The sequence below is a fragment of the Streptomyces sp. NPDC002577 genome (assembly GCF_053594815.1).
The window spans coordinates 74,764-94,272 of record NZ_JBSFWK010000024.1; the positions used below are offsets into that span (position 1 = coordinate 74,764).

The 19,509-nt window shown below is 71.0% G+C and carries 21 protein-coding genes and 1 riboswitch; of the genes, 5 read left to right on the top strand and 16 right to left on the bottom strand.

The window, feature by feature from the left end; all coding sequences use genetic code 11:
• Nucleotides 1-114: 114 nt before the first annotated feature.
• The 7 genes from ACWD4J_RS26505 to ACWD4J_RS26535 all read right to left on the bottom strand — a co-directional run bounded on the left by ACWD4J_RS26505 (nucleotide 115) and on the right by ACWD4J_RS26535 (nucleotide 8,537).
• Nucleotides 115-894 (bottom strand): SGNH/GDSL hydrolase family protein, encoded by a 780-nt coding sequence (locus ACWD4J_RS26505; protein ID WP_451397918.1) that lies wholly within the window; start codon nucleotides 892-894, stop codon nucleotides 115-117.
• Between the two features lie 148 nt (nucleotides 895-1,042).
• Complete coding sequence (locus ACWD4J_RS26510) at nucleotides 1,043-2,074, bottom strand: hemolysin family protein (RefSeq protein WP_451397919.1); 1,032 nt, start codon at nucleotides 2,072-2,074, stop codon at nucleotides 1,043-1,045.
• The gene (locus tag ACWD4J_RS26515; protein ID WP_451397920.1) at nucleotides 2,071-3,402 is read right to left on the bottom strand and encodes a hemolysin family protein; all 1,332 of its coding nucleotides are present in this window, start codon (nucleotides 3,400-3,402) and stop codon (nucleotides 2,071-2,073) included. Before ACWD4J_RS26515 ends, ACWD4J_RS26510 begins: the two co-directional genes overlap by 4 nt.
• Nucleotides 3,403-3,633: 231 nt before the next feature.
• A complete protein-coding gene (locus tag ACWD4J_RS26520) occupies nucleotides 3,634-4,059 on the bottom strand; it encodes a GNAT family N-acetyltransferase (protein WP_451397921.1) in 426 nt (141 codons plus the stop codon).
• Between the two features lie 69 nt (nucleotides 4,060-4,128).
• Nucleotides 4,129-5,019: an LLM class F420-dependent oxidoreductase gene (locus tag ACWD4J_RS26525; protein ID WP_451397922.1), complete on the bottom strand. Its 891-nt coding sequence runs from the start codon at nucleotides 5,017-5,019 to the stop codon at nucleotides 4,129-4,131.
• Nucleotides 5,020-5,109: 90 nt separating this feature from the next.
• Entirely contained in the window at nucleotides 5,110-7,674 is a 2,565-nt protein-coding gene (locus tag ACWD4J_RS26530) for an ABC transporter permease (RefSeq protein WP_451397923.1), read from the bottom strand.
• Nucleotides 7,675-7,685: 11 nt separating this feature from the next.
• Nucleotides 7,686-8,537 carry an ABC transporter ATP-binding protein gene (locus ACWD4J_RS26535; RefSeq protein WP_451397924.1) on the bottom strand — a complete coding sequence of 284 codons (852 nt, stop codon included), beginning with the start codon at nucleotides 8,535-8,537 and terminating at the stop codon, nucleotides 7,686-7,688.
• A 180-nt stretch (nucleotides 8,538-8,717) separates the two neighbouring features.
• Here ACWD4J_RS26535 and ACWD4J_RS26540 point away from each other — a divergent pair, with 180 nt between their 5' ends.
• Both ACWD4J_RS26540 and ACWD4J_RS26545 read left to right on the top strand, forming a co-directional pair.
• Complete coding sequence (locus tag ACWD4J_RS26540) at nucleotides 8,718-8,945, top strand: hypothetical protein (RefSeq protein WP_033324966.1); 228 nt, start codon at nucleotides 8,718-8,720, stop codon at nucleotides 8,943-8,945.
• Between the two features lie 37 nt (nucleotides 8,946-8,982).
• On the top strand, nucleotides 8,983-9,321 hold the full coding sequence (locus ACWD4J_RS26545) for a fic family toxin-antitoxin system, toxin component (protein ID WP_451397966.1): 339 nt from the start codon (nucleotides 8,983-8,985) through the stop codon (nucleotides 9,319-9,321).
• A 76-nt stretch (nucleotides 9,322-9,397) separates the two neighbouring features.
• On the opposite strand, the gene ACWD4J_RS26550 is transcribed toward ACWD4J_RS26545, so the two are convergent.
• Nucleotides 9,398-10,075, bottom strand: coding sequence for a class I SAM-dependent methyltransferase (locus ACWD4J_RS26550; protein ID WP_451397925.1), 678 nt, complete (start codon nucleotides 10,073-10,075; stop codon nucleotides 9,398-9,400).
• A 121-nt stretch (nucleotides 10,076-10,196) separates the two neighbouring features.
• Nucleotides 10,197-11,093: a sigma-70 family RNA polymerase sigma factor gene (locus tag ACWD4J_RS26555; RefSeq protein WP_451397926.1), complete on the bottom strand. Its 897-nt coding sequence runs from the start codon at nucleotides 11,091-11,093 to the stop codon at nucleotides 10,197-10,199.
• Between the two features lie 97 nt (nucleotides 11,094-11,190).
• Between ACWD4J_RS26555 and ACWD4J_RS26560 the strand changes: the two genes are divergently transcribed.
• The gene (locus tag ACWD4J_RS26560) at nucleotides 11,191-11,652 is read left to right on the top strand and encodes a carboxymuconolactone decarboxylase family protein (RefSeq protein ID WP_451397927.1); all 462 of its coding nucleotides are present in this window, start codon (nucleotides 11,191-11,193) and stop codon (nucleotides 11,650-11,652) included.
• 54 nt (nucleotides 11,653-11,706) lie between these two features.
• Here the strand turns inward: ACWD4J_RS26560 and bioD are convergent, their stop codons facing one another.
• The 3 genes from bioD to bioB all read right to left on the bottom strand — a co-directional run bounded on the left by bioD (nucleotide 11,707) and on the right by bioB (nucleotide 15,015).
• Entirely contained in the window at nucleotides 11,707-12,462 is a 756-nt protein-coding gene (gene bioD / locus ACWD4J_RS26565) for a dethiobiotin synthase (RefSeq protein WP_451397928.1), read from the bottom strand.
• Nucleotides 12,463-12,566: 104 nt separating this feature from the next.
• Nucleotides 12,567-13,847: an adenosylmethionine--8-amino-7-oxononanoate transaminase gene (locus tag ACWD4J_RS26570; RefSeq protein ID WP_451397929.1), complete on the bottom strand. Its 1,281-nt coding sequence runs from the start codon at nucleotides 13,845-13,847 to the stop codon at nucleotides 12,567-12,569.
• Entirely contained in the window at nucleotides 13,840-15,015 is a 1,176-nt protein-coding gene (gene bioB, locus ACWD4J_RS26575; RefSeq protein ID WP_451397930.1) for a biotin synthase BioB, read from the bottom strand. The genes ACWD4J_RS26570 and bioB overlap by 8 nt, the downstream gene beginning before the upstream one ends.
• A gap of 154 nt (nucleotides 15,016-15,169) precedes the next feature.
• Between bioB and ACWD4J_RS26580 the strand changes: the two genes are divergently transcribed.
• Nucleotides 15,170-16,324, top strand: coding sequence for an 8-amino-7-oxononanoate synthase (locus tag ACWD4J_RS26580; protein ID WP_451397931.1), 1,155 nt, complete (start codon nucleotides 15,170-15,172; stop codon nucleotides 16,322-16,324).
• A gap of 54 nt (nucleotides 16,325-16,378) precedes the next feature.
• On the opposite strand, the gene ACWD4J_RS26585 is transcribed toward ACWD4J_RS26580, so the two are convergent.
• Both ACWD4J_RS26585 and ACWD4J_RS26590 read right to left on the bottom strand, forming a co-directional pair.
• Entirely contained in the window at nucleotides 16,379-16,615 is a 237-nt protein-coding gene (locus ACWD4J_RS26585) for a DUF397 domain-containing protein (protein ID WP_451397932.1), read from the bottom strand.
• A gap of 8 nt (nucleotides 16,616-16,623) precedes the next feature.
• Nucleotides 16,624-17,484: a helix-turn-helix domain-containing protein gene (locus ACWD4J_RS26590; RefSeq protein WP_451397933.1), complete on the bottom strand. Its 861-nt coding sequence runs from the start codon at nucleotides 17,482-17,484 to the stop codon at nucleotides 16,624-16,626.
• Between the two features lie 256 nt (nucleotides 17,485-17,740).
• Here ACWD4J_RS26590 and ACWD4J_RS26595 point away from each other — a divergent pair, with 256 nt between their 5' ends.
• Complete coding sequence (locus ACWD4J_RS26595) at nucleotides 17,741-18,172, top strand: ATP-binding protein (RefSeq protein ID WP_451397934.1); 432 nt, start codon at nucleotides 17,741-17,743, stop codon at nucleotides 18,170-18,172.
• Nucleotides 18,173-18,190: 18 nt separating this feature from the next.
• Here the strand turns inward: ACWD4J_RS26595 and ACWD4J_RS26600 are convergent, their stop codons facing one another.
• Nucleotides 18,191-18,751, bottom strand: a complete 561-nt coding sequence (locus tag ACWD4J_RS26600; protein WP_451397935.1) for a DUF6328 family protein — start codon at nucleotides 18,749-18,751, stop codon at nucleotides 18,191-18,193.
• Between the two features lie 84 nt (nucleotides 18,752-18,835).
• Nucleotides 18,836-19,318: a C40 family peptidase gene (locus ACWD4J_RS26605; protein ID WP_451397936.1), complete on the bottom strand. Its 483-nt coding sequence runs from the start codon at nucleotides 19,316-19,318 to the stop codon at nucleotides 18,836-18,838.
• A 3-nt stretch (nucleotides 19,319-19,321) separates the two neighbouring features.
• Nucleotides 19,322-19,490, bottom strand: a riboswitch (cyclic di-AMP (ydaO/yuaA leader).
• Between the last annotated feature and the right edge of the window lie 19 nt (nucleotides 19,491-19,509).

A 19,509-nucleotide genomic window follows, 5' to 3' on the forward strand; every position in this document is an offset into this window, starting at 1 on the left:
GAATTCTACTGGCGATTCGTGCAGGCCAGCGCACGGCCCCGATTCGTCGGAAACTACGAAGACGTACGGGGCCGTCTTTGCGGGGCCCGATCCGGGCCCCGGCCCATCGACGGCCTAGGCGATCGGACCCTCGTACGGCAGCAGCTCGGGCCGCTTCGGCGGGAGGCCGTCGCCGGAGGAGCGGCCCGTGAGACGGCGGCCGATCCACGGCAGGAGGTGCTGCCGGGCGAACCTCACGTCGGCGATCCGCCGCGTCGCCCAGTTCGGCGGCACGGGGGCCGGCAGCGGAGCCCGCCAGTCGTCCTCGGGCTCGTACCCGAGGGTCTGCCACACCGCCTCGGCCACCCGGCGGTGTCCTTCGGGCGTCAGGTGCAGCCGGTCCACGTCCCACATCCGCTGATCGGACAGGGCGGGTACGCCGTACAGGTCGACCACGAGCGCGCCGTGTCGCGCCGCGAGTGTGTCGATGCAGTCGAACAGCTCTTCCATGCGGGGGCGGAACCGCTCCAGTACGGGGCCGGTGCGGCCCGGGCTGCGCATCAGCACGAGCTGTTCGCAGTTCGGGGCGAGGCGCTCCACGGCCTCTTCCAGCAGCCCGCGGACACGGCCCATGTCGCACTTGGGGCGGAGCGTGTCGTTGAGGCCGCCCACCAGGGTGACGACGTCCGCCTGCATCGCGGCGGCCGCGTCCACCTGCTCCTCGACGATCTGGCCGATGAGCTTGCCGCGCACGGCGAGGTTGGCGTAGCGGAAGCCGGGCGTATGGGCCGCCATCCGTGCCGCCAGGAGATCGGCCCAGCCGCGGTACGAGCCGTCCGGGAGTAGGTCCGACATGCCCTCGGTGAAGCTGTCGCCTATCGCGACGAGGCTTGTGTGTTTTGTGTTGATCTCCATGGCGGGAGCGATGCTATCGCGCTCCGCGCGGCCTGCTCGAACCTGTGCCCAGGTACTACGTGAGGGTGCTGTACGTCGTGGTGTTGTGCCCACCCGTTCCGCCCCAGCGGAACGATTGCCCACAACGGTAAAGGCGCGCCCCCGATCGTCAGACCGGCTGGCCGAACAGTTCGCGCAGTACGTCCTCCATGGTCACCAGGCCCGCGAGGCGGCCGTCGGAGCCGAGGACCGCCGCGAGGTGGGTGCGGCTGCCGCGCATCGCGGTCAGGACGTCGTCCAGCGGCGTGGTCTCGCGAACGCGGGCGATGGCCCGCATGTCGCTGATCTGGAAGGGCAGATCGCGCGGCGTCACATCGAGGGCGTCCTTCACGTGCAGGTAGCCGGCGATCCGGCGGCCTGCGTCGACGACGGGGAACCGGGAGAACCCGGACTCCGCCGCGAGCCGCTCGAGCTGCTCGGGGGTGACGCCCACGCGCGCATAGACGAGCCGCTCCAGGGGGAGCACCACGTCGCGTACGGGGCGGCGCCCCAGCTCAAGGGCGTCGTGCAGCCGTTCCCGGGCACGCTCGTCGATGAGCCCCGCCTCACCGGAGTCCTTGACCAGCCGGGCGAGCTCGTCGTCCGAGAACGTCGCCGCCACCTCGCCCTTGGGCTCCACGCGCAACAGCTTCAGCAGGGCGTTCGCGAAGGCGTTGACCGTGAAGATCACCGGGCGCAGAGCCCGGGCCAGCGTCACGAGCGGCGGACCGAGCAGCAGCGCGGTGCGTACGGGTTCGGCCAGCGCGACGTTCTTCGGGATCATCTCGCCGAGCAGCATGTGCAGGTACGTCGCGGCGACCAGTGCGATCACGAACGAGATCGGGTGGATCAGACCGTGGGGAACGCCGACCGCGTCGAACACCGGCTCGAGCAGATGCGCGATCGCGGGCTCCGCGACCACACCCAGCACCAGGGTGCACAGCGTGATGCCGAACTGCGCGGCCGCCATCAGCGCCGACACATGCTCCAGTCCCCACAGCACGCTGCGTGCGCGCAGGCTGTGCTGTTCACGGCGCGCACTCCGCTCCGCGTACTCCTCGATCTGGCTGCGCCGGACCGAGATCAGCGCGAACTCGGCGCCCACGAAGAAGGCGTTGACGACCAGCGTCGCCAGGGCGATCAGCAGCTGGACGGCGGTCATCGTCCCTCCTCCGTGTCATCGGTGTGCGCCGGCGCGTGCAGCAGCACGCGGGCGGCCCGTCGGCCCGAGGCGTCGACCACGTCGAGCCGCCACCCGTCGACCTCGACCCGGTCGCCGACCTTCGGGATCCGGCCGAGCTCGGCGGCGACCAGCCCGGCGAGCGTCTCGTACGGGCCCTCGGGCGCCCGCAGCCCGACGCGTTCGAGCTGGTCGGTACGGGTGGCGCCGTCGGCCGAGTACAGCTCGCGACCGTCCTCGTCCGTCCCGGCGGGGGCCAGGTCGGGCGTCTCGTGCGGGTCGTGCTCGTCGCGGACCTCGCCGACGACCTCCTCGACGATGTCCTCCAGCGTGGCGACGCCGGCCGTGCCGCCGTACTCGTCGATGACCACGGCCATGGTGCGCTTGCCCGAGAGCCGGTCGAGGAGCCGGTCCACGGTCAGCGACTCGGGTACGAACAGGGGCTCTCGCATCACTTCGGTGACGTGCGTGCGCGCACGGCTCTCGGCCGCCACGGCCAGCACGTCCTTGATGTGGACGATTCCGATGACCGAGTCGAGGCTGCCGCGGTAGACCGGGAAGCGGGACAGGCCGGTCGCGCGGGTCGCGTTGGCGACGTCCTCGCAGGTCGCCTGGGCCTCGAGCGCGATGACCTGCACGCGCGGCGTCATCACGTTCTCCGCGGTGAGATCGGCGAGGTTGAGCGTCCGTACGAAGAGCTCGGCGGTGTCGGCCTCCAGCGCTCCCTCCTTGGCGGAGTGCCGGGCCAGGGCGACCAGCTCCTGGGGCCCGCGGGCGGAGGCGAGCTCCTCCGCGGGCTCGATGCCGAGGCGGCGCACCGCGTGGTTCGCGGTGTTGTTCAGATGCGCGATGAACGGGCGGAACGCGGCGCTGAACCAGCGCTGCGGATTGCCCACGGCTTTGGCGACCGTGAGCGGCGAGGAGATCGCCCAGTTCTTGGGCACCAGCTCGCCGACGACCATCAGGAAGATCGTCGACAGGGCCGTGCCGAGGACCAGGGCCGCGGAGGAGGCGACGCTCCGGGAGATGCCGAGGGCCTGGAGCGGGCCTGTGATCAGCTTGGCGATGGACGGCTTGGCGAGCATACCGACGACCAGGTTGGTGACGGTGATGCCGAGCTGGGCGCCGGACAGCTGGAAGGTGAGGTTCCGCACGGCCTTCAGGGCACCGGCGGCGCCGCGCTCACCCCGCTCCACGGCGCGTTCGAGTTCGCTGCGCTCCACAGTGGTGAGCGAGAACTCCGCTGCGACGAACGCGCCGCAGGCCAAGGAGAGCAGCACGGCCACGGCGAGCAGGAGCACTTCGGTCATCGGGTCACCTCCGTCCCATGGTCAGCCAGGGCCGGGGGCAGTGCGCGATGTGTGGTACTGGGAGGCTCGCCCATGGGCGGACGCTCACACCTTTCCGAGGAGGCGAATGTTCCACCCATGGTAAAGGATCGGCAAAGTGGCGGGCGTGTGATCTTGGCGATCCTCATGGGCGGGCCTCCTGAGGGCGAGCCCGGACGAGGCTCCAGTGAGCGTCGGGCGCGCGGCGCCGCCTCAGCCGGCGAGTGGCTTGACCCAGCGCCGCCACCGCTCCTCGGGTGCGTACCCCGCCGCCCGCCAGGCATGGTGCGCCGTCTCGTTCCGCTGCAGCACCATCGCGTCGCCGCGGCGGCCTCCGAGGCGTACGAACCGCTCCTCCGCGGCGGCCAGCAGCGCCGAGCCCACGCCCCGGCGGCGCTTCTCCGGGTGCACGGCCAGCCGGTACAGATGGCATCGCCAGCCGTCGAACCCGGCGATCACCGTGCCCACCAGTGCCCCGTCCTGCTCGGCGATGATCAGGGCATCGGGATCGCGGGCGACGAGCCTCTCGACTCCGTCGCGGTCGTCGCTGATGCTCGTGCCCTCGGCCGCCATCTTCCAGAAGGCCAGCACCGCGTCGAGGTCCTCGGGCGCAGCGGCCCGGATATGAAGATCACTCATGATCGACATCCCATCACCGCGCCCGCTCCGGCGTCGAAGCATTTCCGTCATGCGGACCGGCGACCGCGATCACTCCTCACGCAACCGCTCGATCACCGCCCCGAACGCCTCCATGTTCGGCTCCAGAACGGTCAGGTAGGTAAAGCCGTACCGCTCGCGCTGTGCCCGCAGCTGGGCGGTGATCTGCTCCGGGGTGCCGACCGTCACGATCGGCAGAGCGAGCACCTGTTCCTCGGTGAGATGAGGCATGTGCGGCAGAACGTCCTGCACTGCGGCTCGCCGGTCTTCCGTGACGGCGACGACTTGAAGGAGCAGGTTCAGCTCGGCGGGCTCGGACCGTCCGGCGGCGAGGCGCCGGTACGTCGCCACGCGGTCGTCGAGCTCCTCGGCGGTGATCGCGGCGAGCGTCCCGGCGGTGCTGCCCGGTACCGAGCGCGCCCCGGTGAACGCCGCCATGTCCGCGTGTTCGGCGGCGAGCTTCAGCATCCGGTCGCCGTTGGCGCCGATCAGGATCGGCACCCGCGGCTTCTGCACCGGCTGCGGCTGGAACTCTGCGGAGCTCAGCAGTCGGTCCAGCTCCTCGACGGTGCGCCGCAGATGGTCGACGCGCTCGCCCGGCGACCCGAACGGCAGTCTCGCGGTGTCGTGCTCCGCCGGGACGTAGCCGGTACCGAGCCCCAGTTCGAGCCGACCGCCGGTCAGGGCGTCAGTCGTGGCCACCTCCCGGGCCAGCAGGGTGGGATTCCAGAAGCCCGCGTTCAGCACGAACGTGCCGACCCGCGGCCGCTCGGTGGCCTCGGCGGCGGCGACCAGCGCGGGGAACGGCGCCGGAAGGCCCAGATGGTCGGGGATCAGGATCACGTCGTATCCGAGCTCTTCGGCCCTGCGGCATTTCTTGCGCCATTCGTCCCCGGAGGGGGAACTGAGCAGGTTGACACCGAAACGGAACGGCCGCGCCATGAACTCTCCTCACTCACAGGTCACTTGACGACTCATAGGTGACTTGAGGGCTGATCGGGCGTACTGGTCGATGGGGGGCGATCGAGTACATCACTCGTGCGCGATGGCCGCCAGCACATTCATGCGCGAGGCGCGCAGCGCGGGCAGGAGGGCCGCCACGATGCCGACGACCGCCGAGCCCACCACGACGGCGACGACCGTGCCCCAGGGGATCGCGAACGCCGTCATGCCCTCGAGCGCCAGCACCTGCTGAATGGCGACGCCCCACACCAGCCCCAGACCCAGTCCCAGCACCGCGCCGAACACCGCGATCACCACCGACTCCAGCCGGATCATCCGGCGCAGCTGGCGGCGGCCGAGGCCGATGGCGCGCAGCAGCCCGATCTCACGGGTGCGCTCGACGACCGACAGCGCAAGGGTGTTGACGACCCCGAGCACCGCGATGATGATCGCCAGCCCGAGCAGCGCGTACACGAGATAGAGCATCACCGCGATCTGGTCGTGGACCAGGTCCTTGTAGTCGGCCTGGTCACGCACCTGGACCTGCGGATACGGGTCGAGTGCCGTGTCGAGCCGGGCGCGCAGGGTGCCGGGGTCCGTGCCCGCGGCTGCGTTCACGTAGAGCGCGGACTCCTGACCGCCGGGGACGTACTTCTCCAGCGTGCCGAGGCCCATGAAGAGCCCGCCCTGCATGCCGAAGCTGTCCGAGCCGCTCTGATCGGTGAGCGCCGCCACCGTCAGATCGGCCGTCCGGCCGGCCGGGAACCGCACCGGGAGTGTGGCGCCGACGCGCACGCCGTGCTCCTTGGCGAAGTCCCCGTCCATCGCGATGCTTCCGGGCGCGAGGGCGGCGGCGGTGTCCCCTTCGGCGTACGTGATGTGGGCGACGTCGTCGAGTTGCGCGTCGTAACCCGAGGCCGTGGACTCGACCCGCTTGCCGTCCGGCAGCCGCACCGCGAGCGGCGCGAAACGCTGGCGCACGACCAGGCCCGCCCCCTCGGTGGCGCGCACCTTGTCGGTGATCTCCTTCGGGAACGGCGTGAAATTGGTGTTCTGCACGATGAAGTCGGCGCCCAGCGTCTTGTCGATCTGCTGGTCGAAGGACTTGGTCATCGACGCGCTCGCCACCGACATGCCGCCCACCAGGGCGAGCCCCACCATCAGCGCCGCCGCCGTGGCGCCGGTGCGGCGCGGGTTGCGCAGCGCGTTGCGCTGGCTCATCCGGCCGACCGGCCCGAAGAGCGCGGGGAAGGCGCCGCCGAGCACGCGGATCAGCGGACGTACGAGCAGCGGGCCGGCGATCACGGTGGCGATCAGGGTGAGCACGACACCGAGCCCGAGCAGCGGTGCGGCCTGCCCGGTCTTCCCGGCCGCCGCGCATCCCACGAGGGCGGCGGCGCCGGCCGCGGCGAACACCGAACCCAGCACCGCCCGCAGCCTGAGAGGCCGCCCCACATCGGCGATCTCGGCGTCGGCCAGGGCCGCCATCGGCGACACCCGCGCGGCCCTGCGGGCCGGAAGGTACGCCGCGACGAACGTGACGCCGACCCCGACGACGTATGCGGCGACGGGTGTGCCCCAGCCGATTACCATCTCGGTGGACTTCAGGTTCATGCCGATCTGACTCATCAGCGCGATCAGCCCGAAGGCGAGCCCGATGCCGACGGCCAGGCCCACTGTCGAACTGACCAGCCCCAGCAGCAGGGCCTCGGTGAGCACGGACCGGCGCACCTGCCGCCGGTCGGCGCCCAGCGCACGCAGCAGCCCCAGCTCGCGCGTGCGCTGGGCGATCAGCATCGAGAAGGTGTTGACGATCAGGAAGACACCCACGAGCACGGCGATGCCGGCGAAGCCGAGCATGACGTACTTGATGACGTCGAGGAATCCGCCCAGCTGGGCCGCGGAGGACTCGGCCTCCTCGCCCGCGGTCTTCAGCTCGTACGCCGATCCCAGCACGCCCGCGATGCGCGCCTTGAGCTCCTTGTCACTCACGCCGGGGGCCGCGTCCACGGAGATGCTCGTGGCCGCGTCCTTGCTGCCCAGCAGCTTGGTCTGCGCGGTCGGGGTGTCGAGGAAGACCAGCGCGGCGCCCGGGTTGGTGGTGGTGAACGTGGCGATGCCGACGACCTCGACCTTGAAGGAGCCGGGCGCGGCCAGCACGGTGAGCGTGTCACCGATGCGCACGTGCTTCTTGTCGGCGGTGTCCGCGTCGAGCAGCGCCTCGCCAGGGCCTCGCGGCGCATGACCCGAGGTCAGTTCGACCGGGCTGCGCTCCGTCACGTACCAGTTGGTGGCGATGGTGGGGGCGCCCGTGGTCGGGCCCACGGGTTCGTTCCTGTCGTCGACGACCGTGATGTTCTCGACCTCGGCGTCGACATGGGCCGAGGCGACTCCGTCGACCTTCGCCACCCGGTCCACGAGGTCCGCCGGCACGGTCGGAGTGCTTCCCGAGGGCACGGCCTCGTCTAGGTCCTCCTTCGGGCCCACCTTCACATCGGCGGCGGTGGACGCGAAGAGCCGGTCGAACGTGCGCGACACCGTGTCCGAGAAGATCAGGCTGCCCGACACGAACGCCACCGACAGCACGATGGCCAGCGCCGAGAGCACCAGCCGCCCCTTGTGCGCGAGGAAACTCCTGAGCGTCGCCTTCAGCACGGATGCCCGCCTCAGTCCTTGCGCAGGGGATCGAGTTCGTCGCCGGGGCGGCCCGGCGACGGAGTGGTGTCGAGGCCGCCTGGCTGCGCGCCTCCGCCGGAGAAGAGACGCAGGCGTTCCAGTACGGCCTCCGCCGTGGGCTCCGGCATCTCGTCGACGATCCGGCCGTCCGCGAGGAACAGCACCAGATCGGAGTGGGCCGCAGCGCCGGGATCGTGGGTCACCATCACGACGGTCTGACCGAGCTGGTCCACCGCCTCGCGCAGAAAGCCCAGTACCTCCAGGCCCGCGCGTGAGTCGAGGTTGCCCGTGGGTTCGTCCGCGAAGATCAGTTCGGGCCGCGAGGCGAGCGCCCGCGCGCATGCCACGCGCTGCTGCTGTCCGCCGGACAGCTGCGCGGGCCGGTGCCCCAGGCGGTCGCGCAGCCCCAAGGTGTCGATGACCTGGTCGAGCCAGGCGCGGTCGGGGGTGCGGCCCGCGATGTCCATCGGCAGCGTGATGTTCTCGGCTGCGTTGAGGGTCGGGATGAGGTTGAACGACTGGAAGACGAAGCCGATCCGGTCCCTGCGCAGCCGCGTCAGATCGCGGTCCTTGAGGCCGGTGATCTCGGTGTCGCCGAGCCACACCTGGCCCGCGGAGACCGTGTCGAGCCCCGCCAGGCAGTGCATCAGCGTCGACTTTCCGGAGCCGGAGGGGCCCATGACCGCCGTGAAGCGTCCGCGTGCGATGTCGACGTCGACCGAGTCGAGGGCGAGCACCGTCGTCTCGCCGGATCCGTACGCCTTGGTCAGAGCTCGGGCGCGGGCGGCGACCCCGTCGGCGTCCGCGCGGTCTGGAGCCGTGTCTGCAGCCGGTGTGGACAAGGCCGCCTCCTGTCGTGGCCGTCCGTTTCTCATAGGTCCACAGAGCGTAGTGTGATGCGGTGAAGACGCGGTATCCCTCCGAGGTCGGTCTCCCGGAGGTGCATGTAAGGGGCACTGTTATCTGCCCTTGCCGGTTATCTGCCCTTGCCGGTGCTAGCAAAGGCGCGCTAGCTTCGAGGCATGGCCAAGACCCAGTTGAACGTACGCGTGGACGAGGGCACCGCACGGGCCGCACGTGAACGCGCACTCGCGCGCGGGATGAGCGTGAACCGCTACATCGAAGAACTGGTCAGACAGGACACCGGCGAGGTCGGACACACCTTCGTGGAGGCCGCCGCCGACTTCATGAAGCAGTACGAATCTGTCTTCGCGGAGGAGTTCGGCCCGGAGCGTGAAGGTCGTCGCTGAGCCGTTGAACGTGAAGATCGATCTTGCCTGGCTCCTCATGATCGCCGAACAGAAGACTCCCGGAGACCCCCAGGTCACCGACTGGGGCGCCCTCGTCGCCGCCGTCAGCCGGCACGAGGCGGAGATCTTCGGCATGCCCGTCTACGACAACCCGCACGCACGGGCCGCCTCGCTCCTCCAGCTCCTGCTGCACGTCCCGGCGCTCGAACGCTCCAACGCGCTGTTCGCGTCGGCCGTCGCGTACGCCTATCTCGTCGCGAGCGGCCTCAAGGTCGTCACATCGCCCGAGCAGGTCCGCGACCTGGCCAAGCTGGTGAAGAGCGGCGACGCGACCCTGCACGACATCGAGGCCGAACTGCGCCAGTGGAGCCTCTAGGCCCTGTCGTCAAATTCCCGCCTGCCTCGCGGCGCCTGGCACGCACGGCCTAGGCACCTGTCGTCGAACGCGCCGCCTACTCCTCGTCGTTGACGAGCGGGCGGTGTGCGCTGCCCAGGAAGCAGTACGAACTGGGCAGCCGCGGACCTTTAGCCGGCACCAGCACTCGGCGGTACGGCCCGAGTTCGAACCCGGCCGCCCGCAGTGAGCCGATGGGATCCCTCCCCACATGGCAGCCGCCGAACAGCACCGGCCACACGGTGCCGTCGAGGGCTCGCTGGACCGCCGCCATCGCCGGGCCGCCGCCCCGCCCGTGCTCGAAGAACCTCAGCTCACCCCCGGGCCGCAGCACTCTGCGGATCTCGGCGAGCGCCCGCGGCACGTCCCGCACGCTGCACAGCACGAGTGACACGACCGCAGCGTCGTACGCCTCGCTCTTGACGGGCAGCGCCTCGGCCGCGCCGGGCACCACGTCGACCGGCACGTCGGCGCGCCGGGCCGCGGTCATCGCCAACTGCCTCAGTACACGTTCCGGTTCGATGGCCACGACCTCGGACACCGCCTGCGGATACCGCGCGAAGTTGAGGCCGTTGCCCGCCCCGATCTCGATGACCCGGCCGCTCAGCCCGGCGAGCAGCTCCTCCCGGTGCGGCCCGACCGAAGCCTCGGCCGCCACGCTGAACTTCGCGTAGAAACGGGCGAAGAGGGGATGGTGTACGGCATCCTTCGACGCCCTGACGGAACGCTGCGGCATGGAGACCTCCTCGCGCGGACGGGCCGTTACGCCGATTGTGCCCCGTGGCTGCGGCCTTGGCGCCGGGCGCGCGGGTGCAACCCGCGCGCCCGGTTGCCGGACGGCCGGCCCCTGACGCCGCTCACCCGCCGAGAACGCTCAGGTCGACCCGGGCGAGGCGCTCGGGATCGGTGAGGATGTCGATGGCGGTGATCCTGGCGTCCTGGATGGTGAACGCCATGACCGACAGCGTCCGGCCCTCCGCCACCGCGACCACGCCGGGGACGCCGTTGACCAGCGCAGGAAGCGCGGTTTCGGCGTACCGGGCGAACGTGATCGCCTGAGCGGCGACCTCGGACGCCCCGCGGCGGATGAGGCTGGGGCGCAGTGCGCCGCCGTCGGAGCGTGCCACGACCTCCGGGTCGAGGACGGTGACGAGGGCGTCGAAGTCTCCGCCGCGGGAGGCCGCGAGGAAGGCGTCCACGATCGTGCGCAGACGTGCCAGGTCGGTGCCGGGAGCGGGTGCCGCGCCCTGGACGCGGCGGCGGGCACGACTGGCGAGCTGCCGGGTGGAGGCGGAGGTGCGGCCGAGGACGGGGGCGATCTCGTCGAAGGGCACGGCGAACATGTCGTGCAGCACGAAGGCGAGGCGCTCGGCGGGGGTCAGGGTGTCCAGGACGACGAGCAGGGCGATACCGACGGAGTCGGCCAGGAGTATCTGCTGCTCGGGGTCGAGGCCGTCCGGGGCACTGACGATCGGGTCGGGAAGGCGGACGACCTGTCCGTCCTGGTCGTGCAGCGCCTCCTCGCGCCGTGCGGTGCGCGAGCGCAGCATGTCCAGGCACACGCGGCCGACCACGGTGGTCAGCCAGCCACCCAGGTTCTCCACCGCGGCGACATCGGCGCGGTTCAGCTTGAGCCAGGCCTCCTGTACGGCGTCGTCCGCCTCGCTGAGCGAGCCCAGCATGCGGTAGGCCACCGCCCGTAGATGGGAGCGGTGCGCTTCGAACTGCTCCGCGAGTAATTCTTTCTCGCTCACCTGTCACATCCCCGTTTCCGGATCCGTCAGTGCAGTGAAGGACGATAACCCGCCGGGGCGACAGGCACCGGCCGCCCGAGAGATGGAGAACCACACCGTGAACGCTCGGATGAAGAACCCCGCGATGGTCCTGCCCGACGCCATGAAGGGGATCCAGAACCTCTACAAGGCCATGCACCAGGGCGGTGTCCCGCAGCAGATCCTGGAGCTGGTCCATCTGCGCGCCAGCCAGATCAACGGCTGCAGCGCGTGTGTGTACGCCGGTGTGGCGAGCGCCAGGAAGGCCGGCGAGAGCGACGAGCGCCTCCACCAGGTCGCGGCCTGGCGCGAGGCCCCCTTCTTCACGGACGCCGAGCGCGCCGCGCTGGCCCTCACCGAGGCCGCGACGCGGCTCGCCGACCGCTCAGGGCAGGCTGTGCCCGACGCCGTCTGGGACGAGGCCGCCGACCACTTCGACGAGCAGCAGCTCGCCGCCATCATCCTCATGATCGCCACGACGAACTTCTTCAACCGCCTCAACGCCACCGTCCAGGAGCCGGCCGGCACGACATGGACCTGAGCTGCCGAGACCGCCCTTCGGGCTCGTCCTCAACCGCCGGACGGGCTGGAGGATTCAGCCCTGTCGCGCCGATGCGTCCGACGGCGTGGGGCGCCCCGGTGCCTGCCCCGCCGTGAACGCCGCCGCGTCCCATGTTCCGCCCAGCCGCGGCGCCAGCCATGTCGGCGCCGCGGCGCGGAAGGCGGCGGGCGGGCGGGCCGCGGCCCCGGCCGGTACCGCACCCAGCAGCGGGGCCCCCGCCACGGCGGGCAGATCCGCGAGGTTGCAGCGGGCGGCGAGGTCCGGGCGGCTCGGCCACGAGCCCACGACCACCCCGGCGCAGGTGAGACCCCGTGCGCGCAGCGCCTCGGCCGTCAGCGCCGTCGTGTTGAGCGTGCCGAGTCCGGCGGCCGCGACCACCAGGACCGGCGCGGCCAGCAGCCGTGCCGCGCCAGCCAGCGTCGAACCCGCGTCATCGAGCCGTACGAGCAGGCCGCCCGCTCCCTCGACCAGCACCAGGTCGTGTTCGGCGGCCAGCTTCTCCGCCGCCTCGGCGATCTCGGCCACCCGGACCGGCGGGAGTCCTGACCGCCGGGCCGCCGTGTCCGGGGCCAACGGCTCGGGATACCGGGCCAGCTCGGTCGCCGTGACGTGACCCGCCAGGCGCACCACCTCGTCGACGTCGCCCGGCTCACCCGGTGCGACGCCGGTCTGGGCGGGCTTGAGCACGGCGACGGACCGCCCGGCGGCCAGCGCGGCAGCCGCCACCGCGGCCGTCGTCACCGTCTTGCCGATCTCGGTGCCCGTCCCCGTCACCACAAGAACCGTCATGTCGTTCCCACGCACCCTTCTCCCGCTCGAACGTGCCTCGCCGCCCGCTCAGCCCGTCACCGTCCTCCGGCCCTGCGGCCGGTTCGGCCTGTTCTGCCGGCCGCTCAACCCGCCGCCGCGGCCGCGCACACCGCCCGGCCGATCCGTGCGAGGTCCTCGTCGCCCGTGACGTACGGCGGCATCGTGTAGACGAGGTCCCGGAACGGCCGCAGCCAGACGCCCTCCGCCACCGCGGCACGGGTCGCCGCGTCCATGTCCACCTCGTGGTCCAGCTGTACGACGCCGATCGCCCCGAGGACGCGTACGTCCCGCACGCCCGGCAGCCCCGCGGCCGCCGACAGACCCTCGCGCAGGCCCGCCTCGATGCGCTTCACCTCGGTCGCCCAGTCCTGCCCGAGCAGTAGGTCGATCGACGCGCAGGCCACCGCGGCCGCGAGCGGGTTGCCCATGAACGTCGGCCCGTGGGCGAGCACCGGCACCTCGCCCCGCGAGATCCCGTCCGCCACGCGGGAGGTGCACAGCGTCGCCGCCATCGTCATGTATCCGCCGGTCAGCGCCTTGCCCACGCACATCACGTCCGGGGTGACCCCGGCCTGCTCCGCCGCGAACAGCGTGCCCGTGCGCCCGAAGCCGGTCGCGATCTCGTCGAACACCAGCAGCACGCCGTGCGCGTCGCACGCCTCGCGCAGCACGCGCAGATACGCGGGGGAGTGGAACCGCATCCCGCCCGCGCCCTGCACCACCGGCTCCACGATCACCGCGGCGAGTTCGTCGGCATGCCGCGCGATCAGCTCGCGGAGGTGATCGGCGTAACGATCCTCGTACGCGACAGGCGGTGCGTCGGCGAAGATCTGGCGCGGCAGCACGCCCGACCACAGCTCGTGCATGCCGCCCTCGGGGTCGCACACCGACATCGGCTGCCAGGTGTCGCCGTGGTAGCCGCCGCGCCACGTCAGCAGCCGATGCTTGTCAGGCCGGCCCAGCGAACGCCAGTACTGCAGGCACATCTTGACGGCGACCTCGACCGAGACGGAGCCGGAGTCCGCGAGGAAGACGTGCTCCAGGCCGTCCGGTGACATGTCGACAAGTCGCTTGGTCAGTCGTACGGCGGGCTCGTGGGTCAGCCCGCCGAACATCACATGGCTCATCCGGCCGAGCTGATCGCGTACGGCCTCGTTCAGCACGGGGTGGTTGTAGCCGTGGATCGCGGACCACCAGGACGACATCCCGTCGACCAGTTCACCCGAACCGTCCGCCATCGTCAGCCGGACCCCGCTCGCCGACTCCACGACGAGCGGTTCCTGGCGGCCCGGCATGGGCCCGTACGGATGCCAGACGTGCTGCCGGTCGAGTGCCAGCAGCTCGCGTACGGGCAGCTCAGGCATTGGGCGCGAGATCCGTTCCGGCGCCCCGGCGGCGGACCGCCACCAGATCCGTACGCGCCTCGGGAACGGACGCCTCCGCCTGGCCCGGCCCCTCGCACGGGGCGCACGCGCCGCCTTCGTGGGATCCGCAGCCCGCGGACTCGTGGGAACCGCACCCCGCGGCGGCCCGGTGCTCCGGCAGCGTCACCGTGTCCGCGCCCTCGACCTCGAACCCGGCGTCCGCGATCATCTCCAGGTCCGCCTTGCCCGCCTGGCCCTCGCTGGTCAGGTAGTCGCCGAGGAAGATCGAGTTGGCCAGATGCAGCGCGAGCGGCTGCATCGTGCGCAGATGGACCTCGCGGCCGCCCGCGATGCGCACCTCCACGTCGGGGCAGACGAACCGGACCATGGCGAGGATGCGCAGACAGCGCTGCGGCGTGAGGTTCCACTCCTTCGCGAGCGGCGTGCCCTCGAAGGGGATCAGGAAGTTGACCGGCACCGAGTCGGGGTCGAGTTCGCGCAGCGAGAAGACCACGTCCACCAGGTCCTCGTCCGACTCGCCCATGCCCGCGATCAGCCCCGAGCAGGCCGACAGCCCGGCCGCGTGGGCCTTCTGCACGGTGTCGACGCGGTCGGCGTAGGTGTGCGTCGTGGTGATCTCGCCGTACGTCCCCTCGGACGTGTTCAGGTTGTGGTTGTAGGCGTCGGCGCCCGCCGTCCGCAACCGCTCCGCCTGTCCGTCGGAGAGCAGCCCGAGGCAGGCGCACACCTCGACGCCCTCGTTCTGCTCCTTGATCGTCTCGATGGTCTGCGACACTCGGTCGACGTCCCGGTCCGTCGGGCCCCGGCCGCTCGCCACCAGGCAGACGCGCTTGGCGCCGCCCGCGACTCCGGCGGCCGCCGCCTGCGAGGCCTCGTCGGGCTTCAGCCAGGTGTACTTGAGGATGTCCGCCTTCGAGCCGAGCCGCTGCGAGCAGTACGAGCAGTCCTCAGGGCACAGGCCCGACTTGAGGTTGACCAGGTAGTTGAGTTTCACCCGCCGCCCGAACCAGTGCCGGCGCACCTTGCCGGCCGCGGCCACTACGTCGAGGAGTTCGTCGTCGGAGGTGGCCAGCACGGCCAGCGCCTCGTCGCGGGTCGGCAGGTCGCGCCGAAGCCCCTTGTCCACCAGCGTGTTCAGCAGGTCCATGGCGCTGATCCTGACGCACGCCGCCGCCTGGGCCAAGGAGGTTTCGTACAACAGAGGCCGTTCGAGGTGTGGGTATTGCCACACCATGACCTCGGGGCCGCACCGCTAGTGTCTGTGCACTGCCTACAAAACGACATGGCGCCGGAGGACCTCCATGGCGAGAACGCCGTTCGACTGGCTGGACGAGCAGGCGGACGTCCGCCGCCGGGCCGGGCTCGTACGCACCCTGCGGCCGCGCCCGGCCGACTCGCCACTCCTCGATCTGGCGAGCAACGACTACCTGGGCCTGGCCCGCCACCCCGAGATCACCGAGGCCGCGGCCGCCGCGGCCCGCCGCTGGGGCGGGGGCGCCACCGGTTCCCGGCTGGTCACCGGCTCCACCGAGCTCCATGCCGAACTCGAACGGGAACTGGCCGACTTCTGCGGATTCGAGTCGGCTCTGGTGCTGTCGTCCGGATACGCCGCCAATCTCGCTGCGGTCACCGCGCTCGCCCCCCACGGCTCGCTGATCGTGTCGGATGCGGGCAACCACGCCTCGCTGATCGACGGCTGCAGGCTCGCCCGAGGCGCGGTGCAGGTCGTGCCGCACGGCGACACCGAGGCCGTACGCAAGGCACTCGACGCCCATCAGGGTCCCGCGGTCGCCGTGTCCGACTCGGTGTTCTCGGTGGACGGCGACGCGGCGCCCCTCGCTCAACTCGCCGAATTCTGCCGGGAGTTCGGGTCAGGTCTGATCGTCGACGACGCGCACGGACTGGGCGTACTGGGCGACGGCGGCCGGGGCGCGCCGCATGCGGCCGGGCTCGCGGGCGCGGGCGACGTCGTCGTGACCGTCACTCTCTCCAAGTCCCTCGGCAGCCAGGGCGGCGCCGTCCTCGGGCCCGCCAGGGTGATCGACCACCTCGTCAACGCCGCCCGTACCTTCATCTTCGACACCGGCCTGGCCCCCGCGGCCGCCGGAGCCGCGCTCGCCGCGCTGCGTCTGCTGCGCCGTGAACCGGAGCGCGGCGCACGCGCCCACGAGGTCGCGTCCACCCTGCACGACTTGCTGACTGCCGAGGGCCTGCAGGCGGTACGCCCGGACGCGGCCGTCGTCTCCGTGCGTGCCCCGTCGCCCGAACTGGCCGTGCGGTGGGCCGCGGACTGCCGCGGCGCCGGGCTCGCGGTGGGCTGCTTCCGGCCCCCGTCCGTGCCCGACGGCATCTCGCGCCTGAGGCTGACCGCCCGTGCGGACCTCACCGATGAGCAGATCGCCGAAGCGGTACGGGTGATCAGCCGCACCGCGCCGCGGCAGCGGTCGGGTGAGTGACGCGGCGGTCCGGTGCCGCCACCCCGTTCGGGGCGGTGACCATGCCGTTCAGGGTCAGGCGTCCGTGGACTGAAGGGTGTCCAGGAAGTTCTTCCAGGCTGTTGCGTGGAAGAGCAGGGCCGGTCCGGCCGGGCGCTTGGAGTCGCGCACGGCGAGCAGCCCGGGCGGCCGGCCGCCGCCGATCTCGGCGGTCTCCACGCAGTTGTTCATTCCCGTGCTGAAGCTGCTGAGCCGCCATGGGCCGCTGTGCAGGGAGGTGCTGGACGGTATGTACCGAGGCAGAGCAGACATGGTGTCTCCTAAGCGCCGTCACATGTCCCGGCGATGAATTCCAATGAGTCCTCGGGCGAAAGTGCCAGTCTCTGAAGCGAGTCGAAGGCGTCGGCGTACGCCTCCAGATCTTCCTTTGCCTCGAGGTAGAGGCTACTCGTCAAGTGGTCGAGAACGACAACATCCAGATCAGAAATGTTCGAAAAAGAGAAGACAACGAAAGGGCCGGTGACCCCTATGTGCTCACCTGCGGTGAACGGCAGTACCTGAAGCCGCACATGGGGCAGCCGGGCCGCTTCCACCAACCGCTCCAACTGCCGCTGCATCACACCCGGCCCGCCCACGGCCCGCCGCAGCACCGCCTCGTCGAGGACGGCGCTCACCTGCAGCGGTGGATCCCTGCGCAGCACCTCCTGCCGGGCCAGCCGCACCTCCACGAGCGCGTCGATCTGCGCATCCGGCGGCCCGCCCAGCGCCGCCCGCGTCACGGCCCGTGCGTAGTCGGGCGTCTGCAGCAGACCCGGAACGACGGTGGTCTCCAGGGTGTGCATACGGACCGCCTGCGACTCGAGGCGGATGAAGTCCCGGTACTCGGGCGGCAGCAGCTCCCGGTAGGCCTGCCACCAGTGCGGACGCCCACCGTCGCCGTCCGAGCCCGCCAGGGCGACGAGCAGGTCACGCAGCGCGGGATCCCGGACCCCGTACGCGTCGAGCAGCAGCGTCACATCCGAGGCCTTCACGCTGCTCCGGCCCGTCTCTATACGGCTCACCTTCGACTGGTGCCAGCCGATGAGCAGGGCCGCCTCACCACTCGTGAGCCCTGCACGGGTACGCAGGGCGCGCAGCTCGGCGCCCAGTTTGCGGCGGCGGACCGCGGTACCGTACTGCATTCCTGTCTCCTCCCTTACCGGCGGTACCAGCCGGTGCATGCGCCGACGGTAGAGGAGCGCCGATGCGGGTCCCAAATACGGTCGCCTCCAGCAGAGTTCACCGCTTCGGGCGACAGATATATGCATATCCAGGTGGATCGCCACCTGTGACCCTCAGGGAGTGGCAGTCTGTCGCGCAGCACCGGACCGGAGCCGTCCCCGAACCATCCGCGACGCGTCTTCAGGCCGGTCCCGGTGGGAAAGGGACGACGCCGCCATGGCAGACCATCAGGAAGCATCCGTCACTCTGCCGAGCGATCCGGCCTCGGTTCCCGCGGCGCGCAAGTACGTCATCGAAGTCCTGGCGGGATGGGGACTGCCGGGCGATGCGGAGGTCGCCGACTCGGTCCGGCTCATCGTGTCCGAGCTCGCCACCAACGCCGTGCAGCACACCTTCGGAGAGTCACCGACGTTCACGGTCGACGTCGAGCTGGAACGCGACGAGCAGTTGCGCATCGGTGTCACCGACAGCCACCCGCGGCTCCCCAGGCGGCTGCCCGCCGCCGTCCAGCAGGACAACGGCCGGGGCCTGGTCATCATCCGCTGGCTCACGGCCGAGTGCGGCGGCCGGCTGTCGGTGCGCCGCACCGCGGAGGGCGGCAAGACCGTGTGGATCGAGCTGCCGTGGGCGACCCCGGTCCAGCAGTGACGCCGGAGCGGCCTCCGCTCACTCTCTGAGGTCTTCCGAAGGCCTGACCTCCTCGTCCTCCTCCGGCATGTCCGCCGCCGTCGCCGCTGCGTGCGCAGGGACCAGCCGGCGGCGGACCACGCGCGGCAGTACGCCCCACAGCCCCACGCACACCAGAAGCGTGCCCGCGCCCGCCAGAAAGCCGCCGACGCGGCCGAGCGTCACGTCCACCACGAGCAGGACCGACCCGGTCAGTGCGAGAGCCAGCACAGCCATGCCGGCCCGTGCCAGGTCCGACGACCACTGCACGATCTGCGGTTTGGCTCGCTGGCGGAACAGCGACCGGTGCAGCGCCGCAGGGGCCATGAACAGGGCGGCGGCCACTACGGCCAGCAGCAGCGTGGTCACGTAGGTGACGCGCTGCAGTGTGTCGAGCGACGGGAAGCGCGGCGTGAACGCGAGCGTCAGCAGGAACGCGAAGAGGAACTGCACGCCCGTCTGCGTGACCCGCAGCTCCTGCAGCAACTCGCTGAAGTTGCGGTCGGCGCGCTCGAAGCGGGTCTCGTGGCGTTCCGGCCCTCCGGAACGGTCCTCAGCCATACCGTGACGAGTGACCTCCTCGGTGCTTCTCACGCGCCCGGCGGGCGGCGGCCGAAGCCGTCCGGCCGCCGCCCGGCCGCGCGATCAGCGCACCCTGCCGTACCAGACGCTCTTCGTCCAGATCTTCTCCAGGCGTACCACGTCCCCGGTCTTGGGCGCATGCCAGATGCGGCCGTTCCCGGCGTAGATGCCGACGTGGTACACGTACCGGCCGGAGTGGAAGAAGACCAGGTCTCCGGGCTGCCGCTGTTTCGCGGACACATGTCGGGTCTTGTTGTACTGCTGGGCCGCGGTGCGCGGCAGCTTCTTGCCTGCGTGCTTGAACGAGTAGACCGTGAGCCCGGAGCAGTCGAACCGATGTGGTCCGGTGGCTCCCCACCGGTACGGCGAGCCCTTCTTGGAAGCCGCGATGTTGAGTGCCTTCGTTGCGACGGTTGCGACCGTCGCGGCATCGGCCTCGGATGCGATGCCCGGAACCACGATGGTGCCGCCCACTGCGGCGAGTGTGAGCGCCGACGCGGTGCCGGCCCGGGCCATCAGCGACGGAAATCGGTTGAGCGCAGTCATGCGCAGCCCTTCGTCAGCCGCCTGTGAAGGATGACCTGTCGGGTTCGGGCAGGCGAAGATGCCCGGCCGCGTGGTGCGGCTTCACCCCAAGGGCCTCCCGGAGTGCTCCGGGCTGCCCGCCGTGCTGGGTCCTCCACTCCTGCCGATCCACAGATGTCGACCTGACATCCGGGCGGCGGCAGGACTCGGCG

Bases quoted from the DNA above. Each gene is read 5' to 3' on its own strand.
- ACWD4J_RS26600 (WP_451397935.1), bottom strand. From the start codon at position 18,751: ATGGCTGAGGACCGTTCCGGAGGGCCGGAACGCCACGAGACCCGCTTC.
- bioB (WP_451397930.1), bottom strand. From the start codon at position 15,015: ATGGACCTGCTGAACACGCTGGTGGACAAGGGGCTTCGGCGCGACCTG.
- ACWD4J_RS26585 (WP_451397932.1), bottom strand. From the start codon at position 16,615: ATGTCTGCTCTGCCTCGGTACATACCGTCCAGCACCTCCCTGCACAGC.
- bioD (WP_451397928.1), bottom strand. From the start codon at position 12,462: ATGACGGTTCTTGTGGTGACGGGGACGGGCACCGAGATCGGCAAGACG.
- ACWD4J_RS26580 (WP_451397931.1), top strand. From the start codon at position 15,170: ATGGCGAGAACGCCGTTCGACTGGCTGGACGAGCAGGCGGACGTCCGC.
- ACWD4J_RS26590 (WP_451397933.1), bottom strand. From the start codon at position 17,484: ATGCAGTACGGTACCGCGGTCCGCCGCCGCAAACTGGGCGCCGAGCTG.
- ACWD4J_RS26515 (WP_451397920.1), bottom strand. From the start codon at position 3,402: ATGACCGAAGTGCTCCTGCTCGCCGTGGCCGTGCTGCTCTCCTTGGCC.
- ACWD4J_RS26545 (WP_451397966.1), top strand. From the start codon at position 8,983: ATGATCGCCGAACAGAAGACTCCCGGAGACCCCCAGGTCACCGACTGG.
- ACWD4J_RS26605 (WP_451397936.1), bottom strand. From the start codon at position 19,318: ATGACTGCGCTCAACCGATTTCCGTCGCTGATGGCCCGGGCCGGCACC.
- ACWD4J_RS26520 (WP_451397921.1), bottom strand. From the start codon at position 4,059: ATGAGTGATCTTCATATCCGGGCCGCTGCGCCCGAGGACCTCGACGCG.
- ACWD4J_RS26540 (WP_033324966.1), top strand. From the start codon at position 8,718: ATGGCCAAGACCCAGTTGAACGTACGCGTGGACGAGGGCACCGCACGG.
- ACWD4J_RS26570 (WP_451397929.1), bottom strand. From the start codon at position 13,847: ATGCCTGAGCTGCCCGTACGCGAGCTGCTGGCACTCGACCGGCAGCAC.
- ACWD4J_RS26550 (WP_451397925.1), bottom strand. From the start codon at position 10,075: ATGCCGCAGCGTTCCGTCAGGGCGTCGAAGGATGCCGTACACCATCCC.
- ACWD4J_RS26505 (WP_451397918.1), bottom strand. From the start codon at position 894: ATGGAGATCAACACAAAACACACAAGCCTCGTCGCGATAGGCGACAGC.
- ACWD4J_RS26510 (WP_451397919.1), bottom strand. From the start codon at position 2,074: ATGACCGCCGTCCAGCTGCTGATCGCCCTGGCGACGCTGGTCGTCAAC.
- ACWD4J_RS26595 (WP_451397934.1), top strand. From the start codon at position 17,741: ATGGCAGACCATCAGGAAGCATCCGTCACTCTGCCGAGCGATCCGGCC.
- ACWD4J_RS26525 (WP_451397922.1), bottom strand. From the start codon at position 5,019: ATGGCGCGGCCGTTCCGTTTCGGTGTCAACCTGCTCAGTTCCCCCTCC.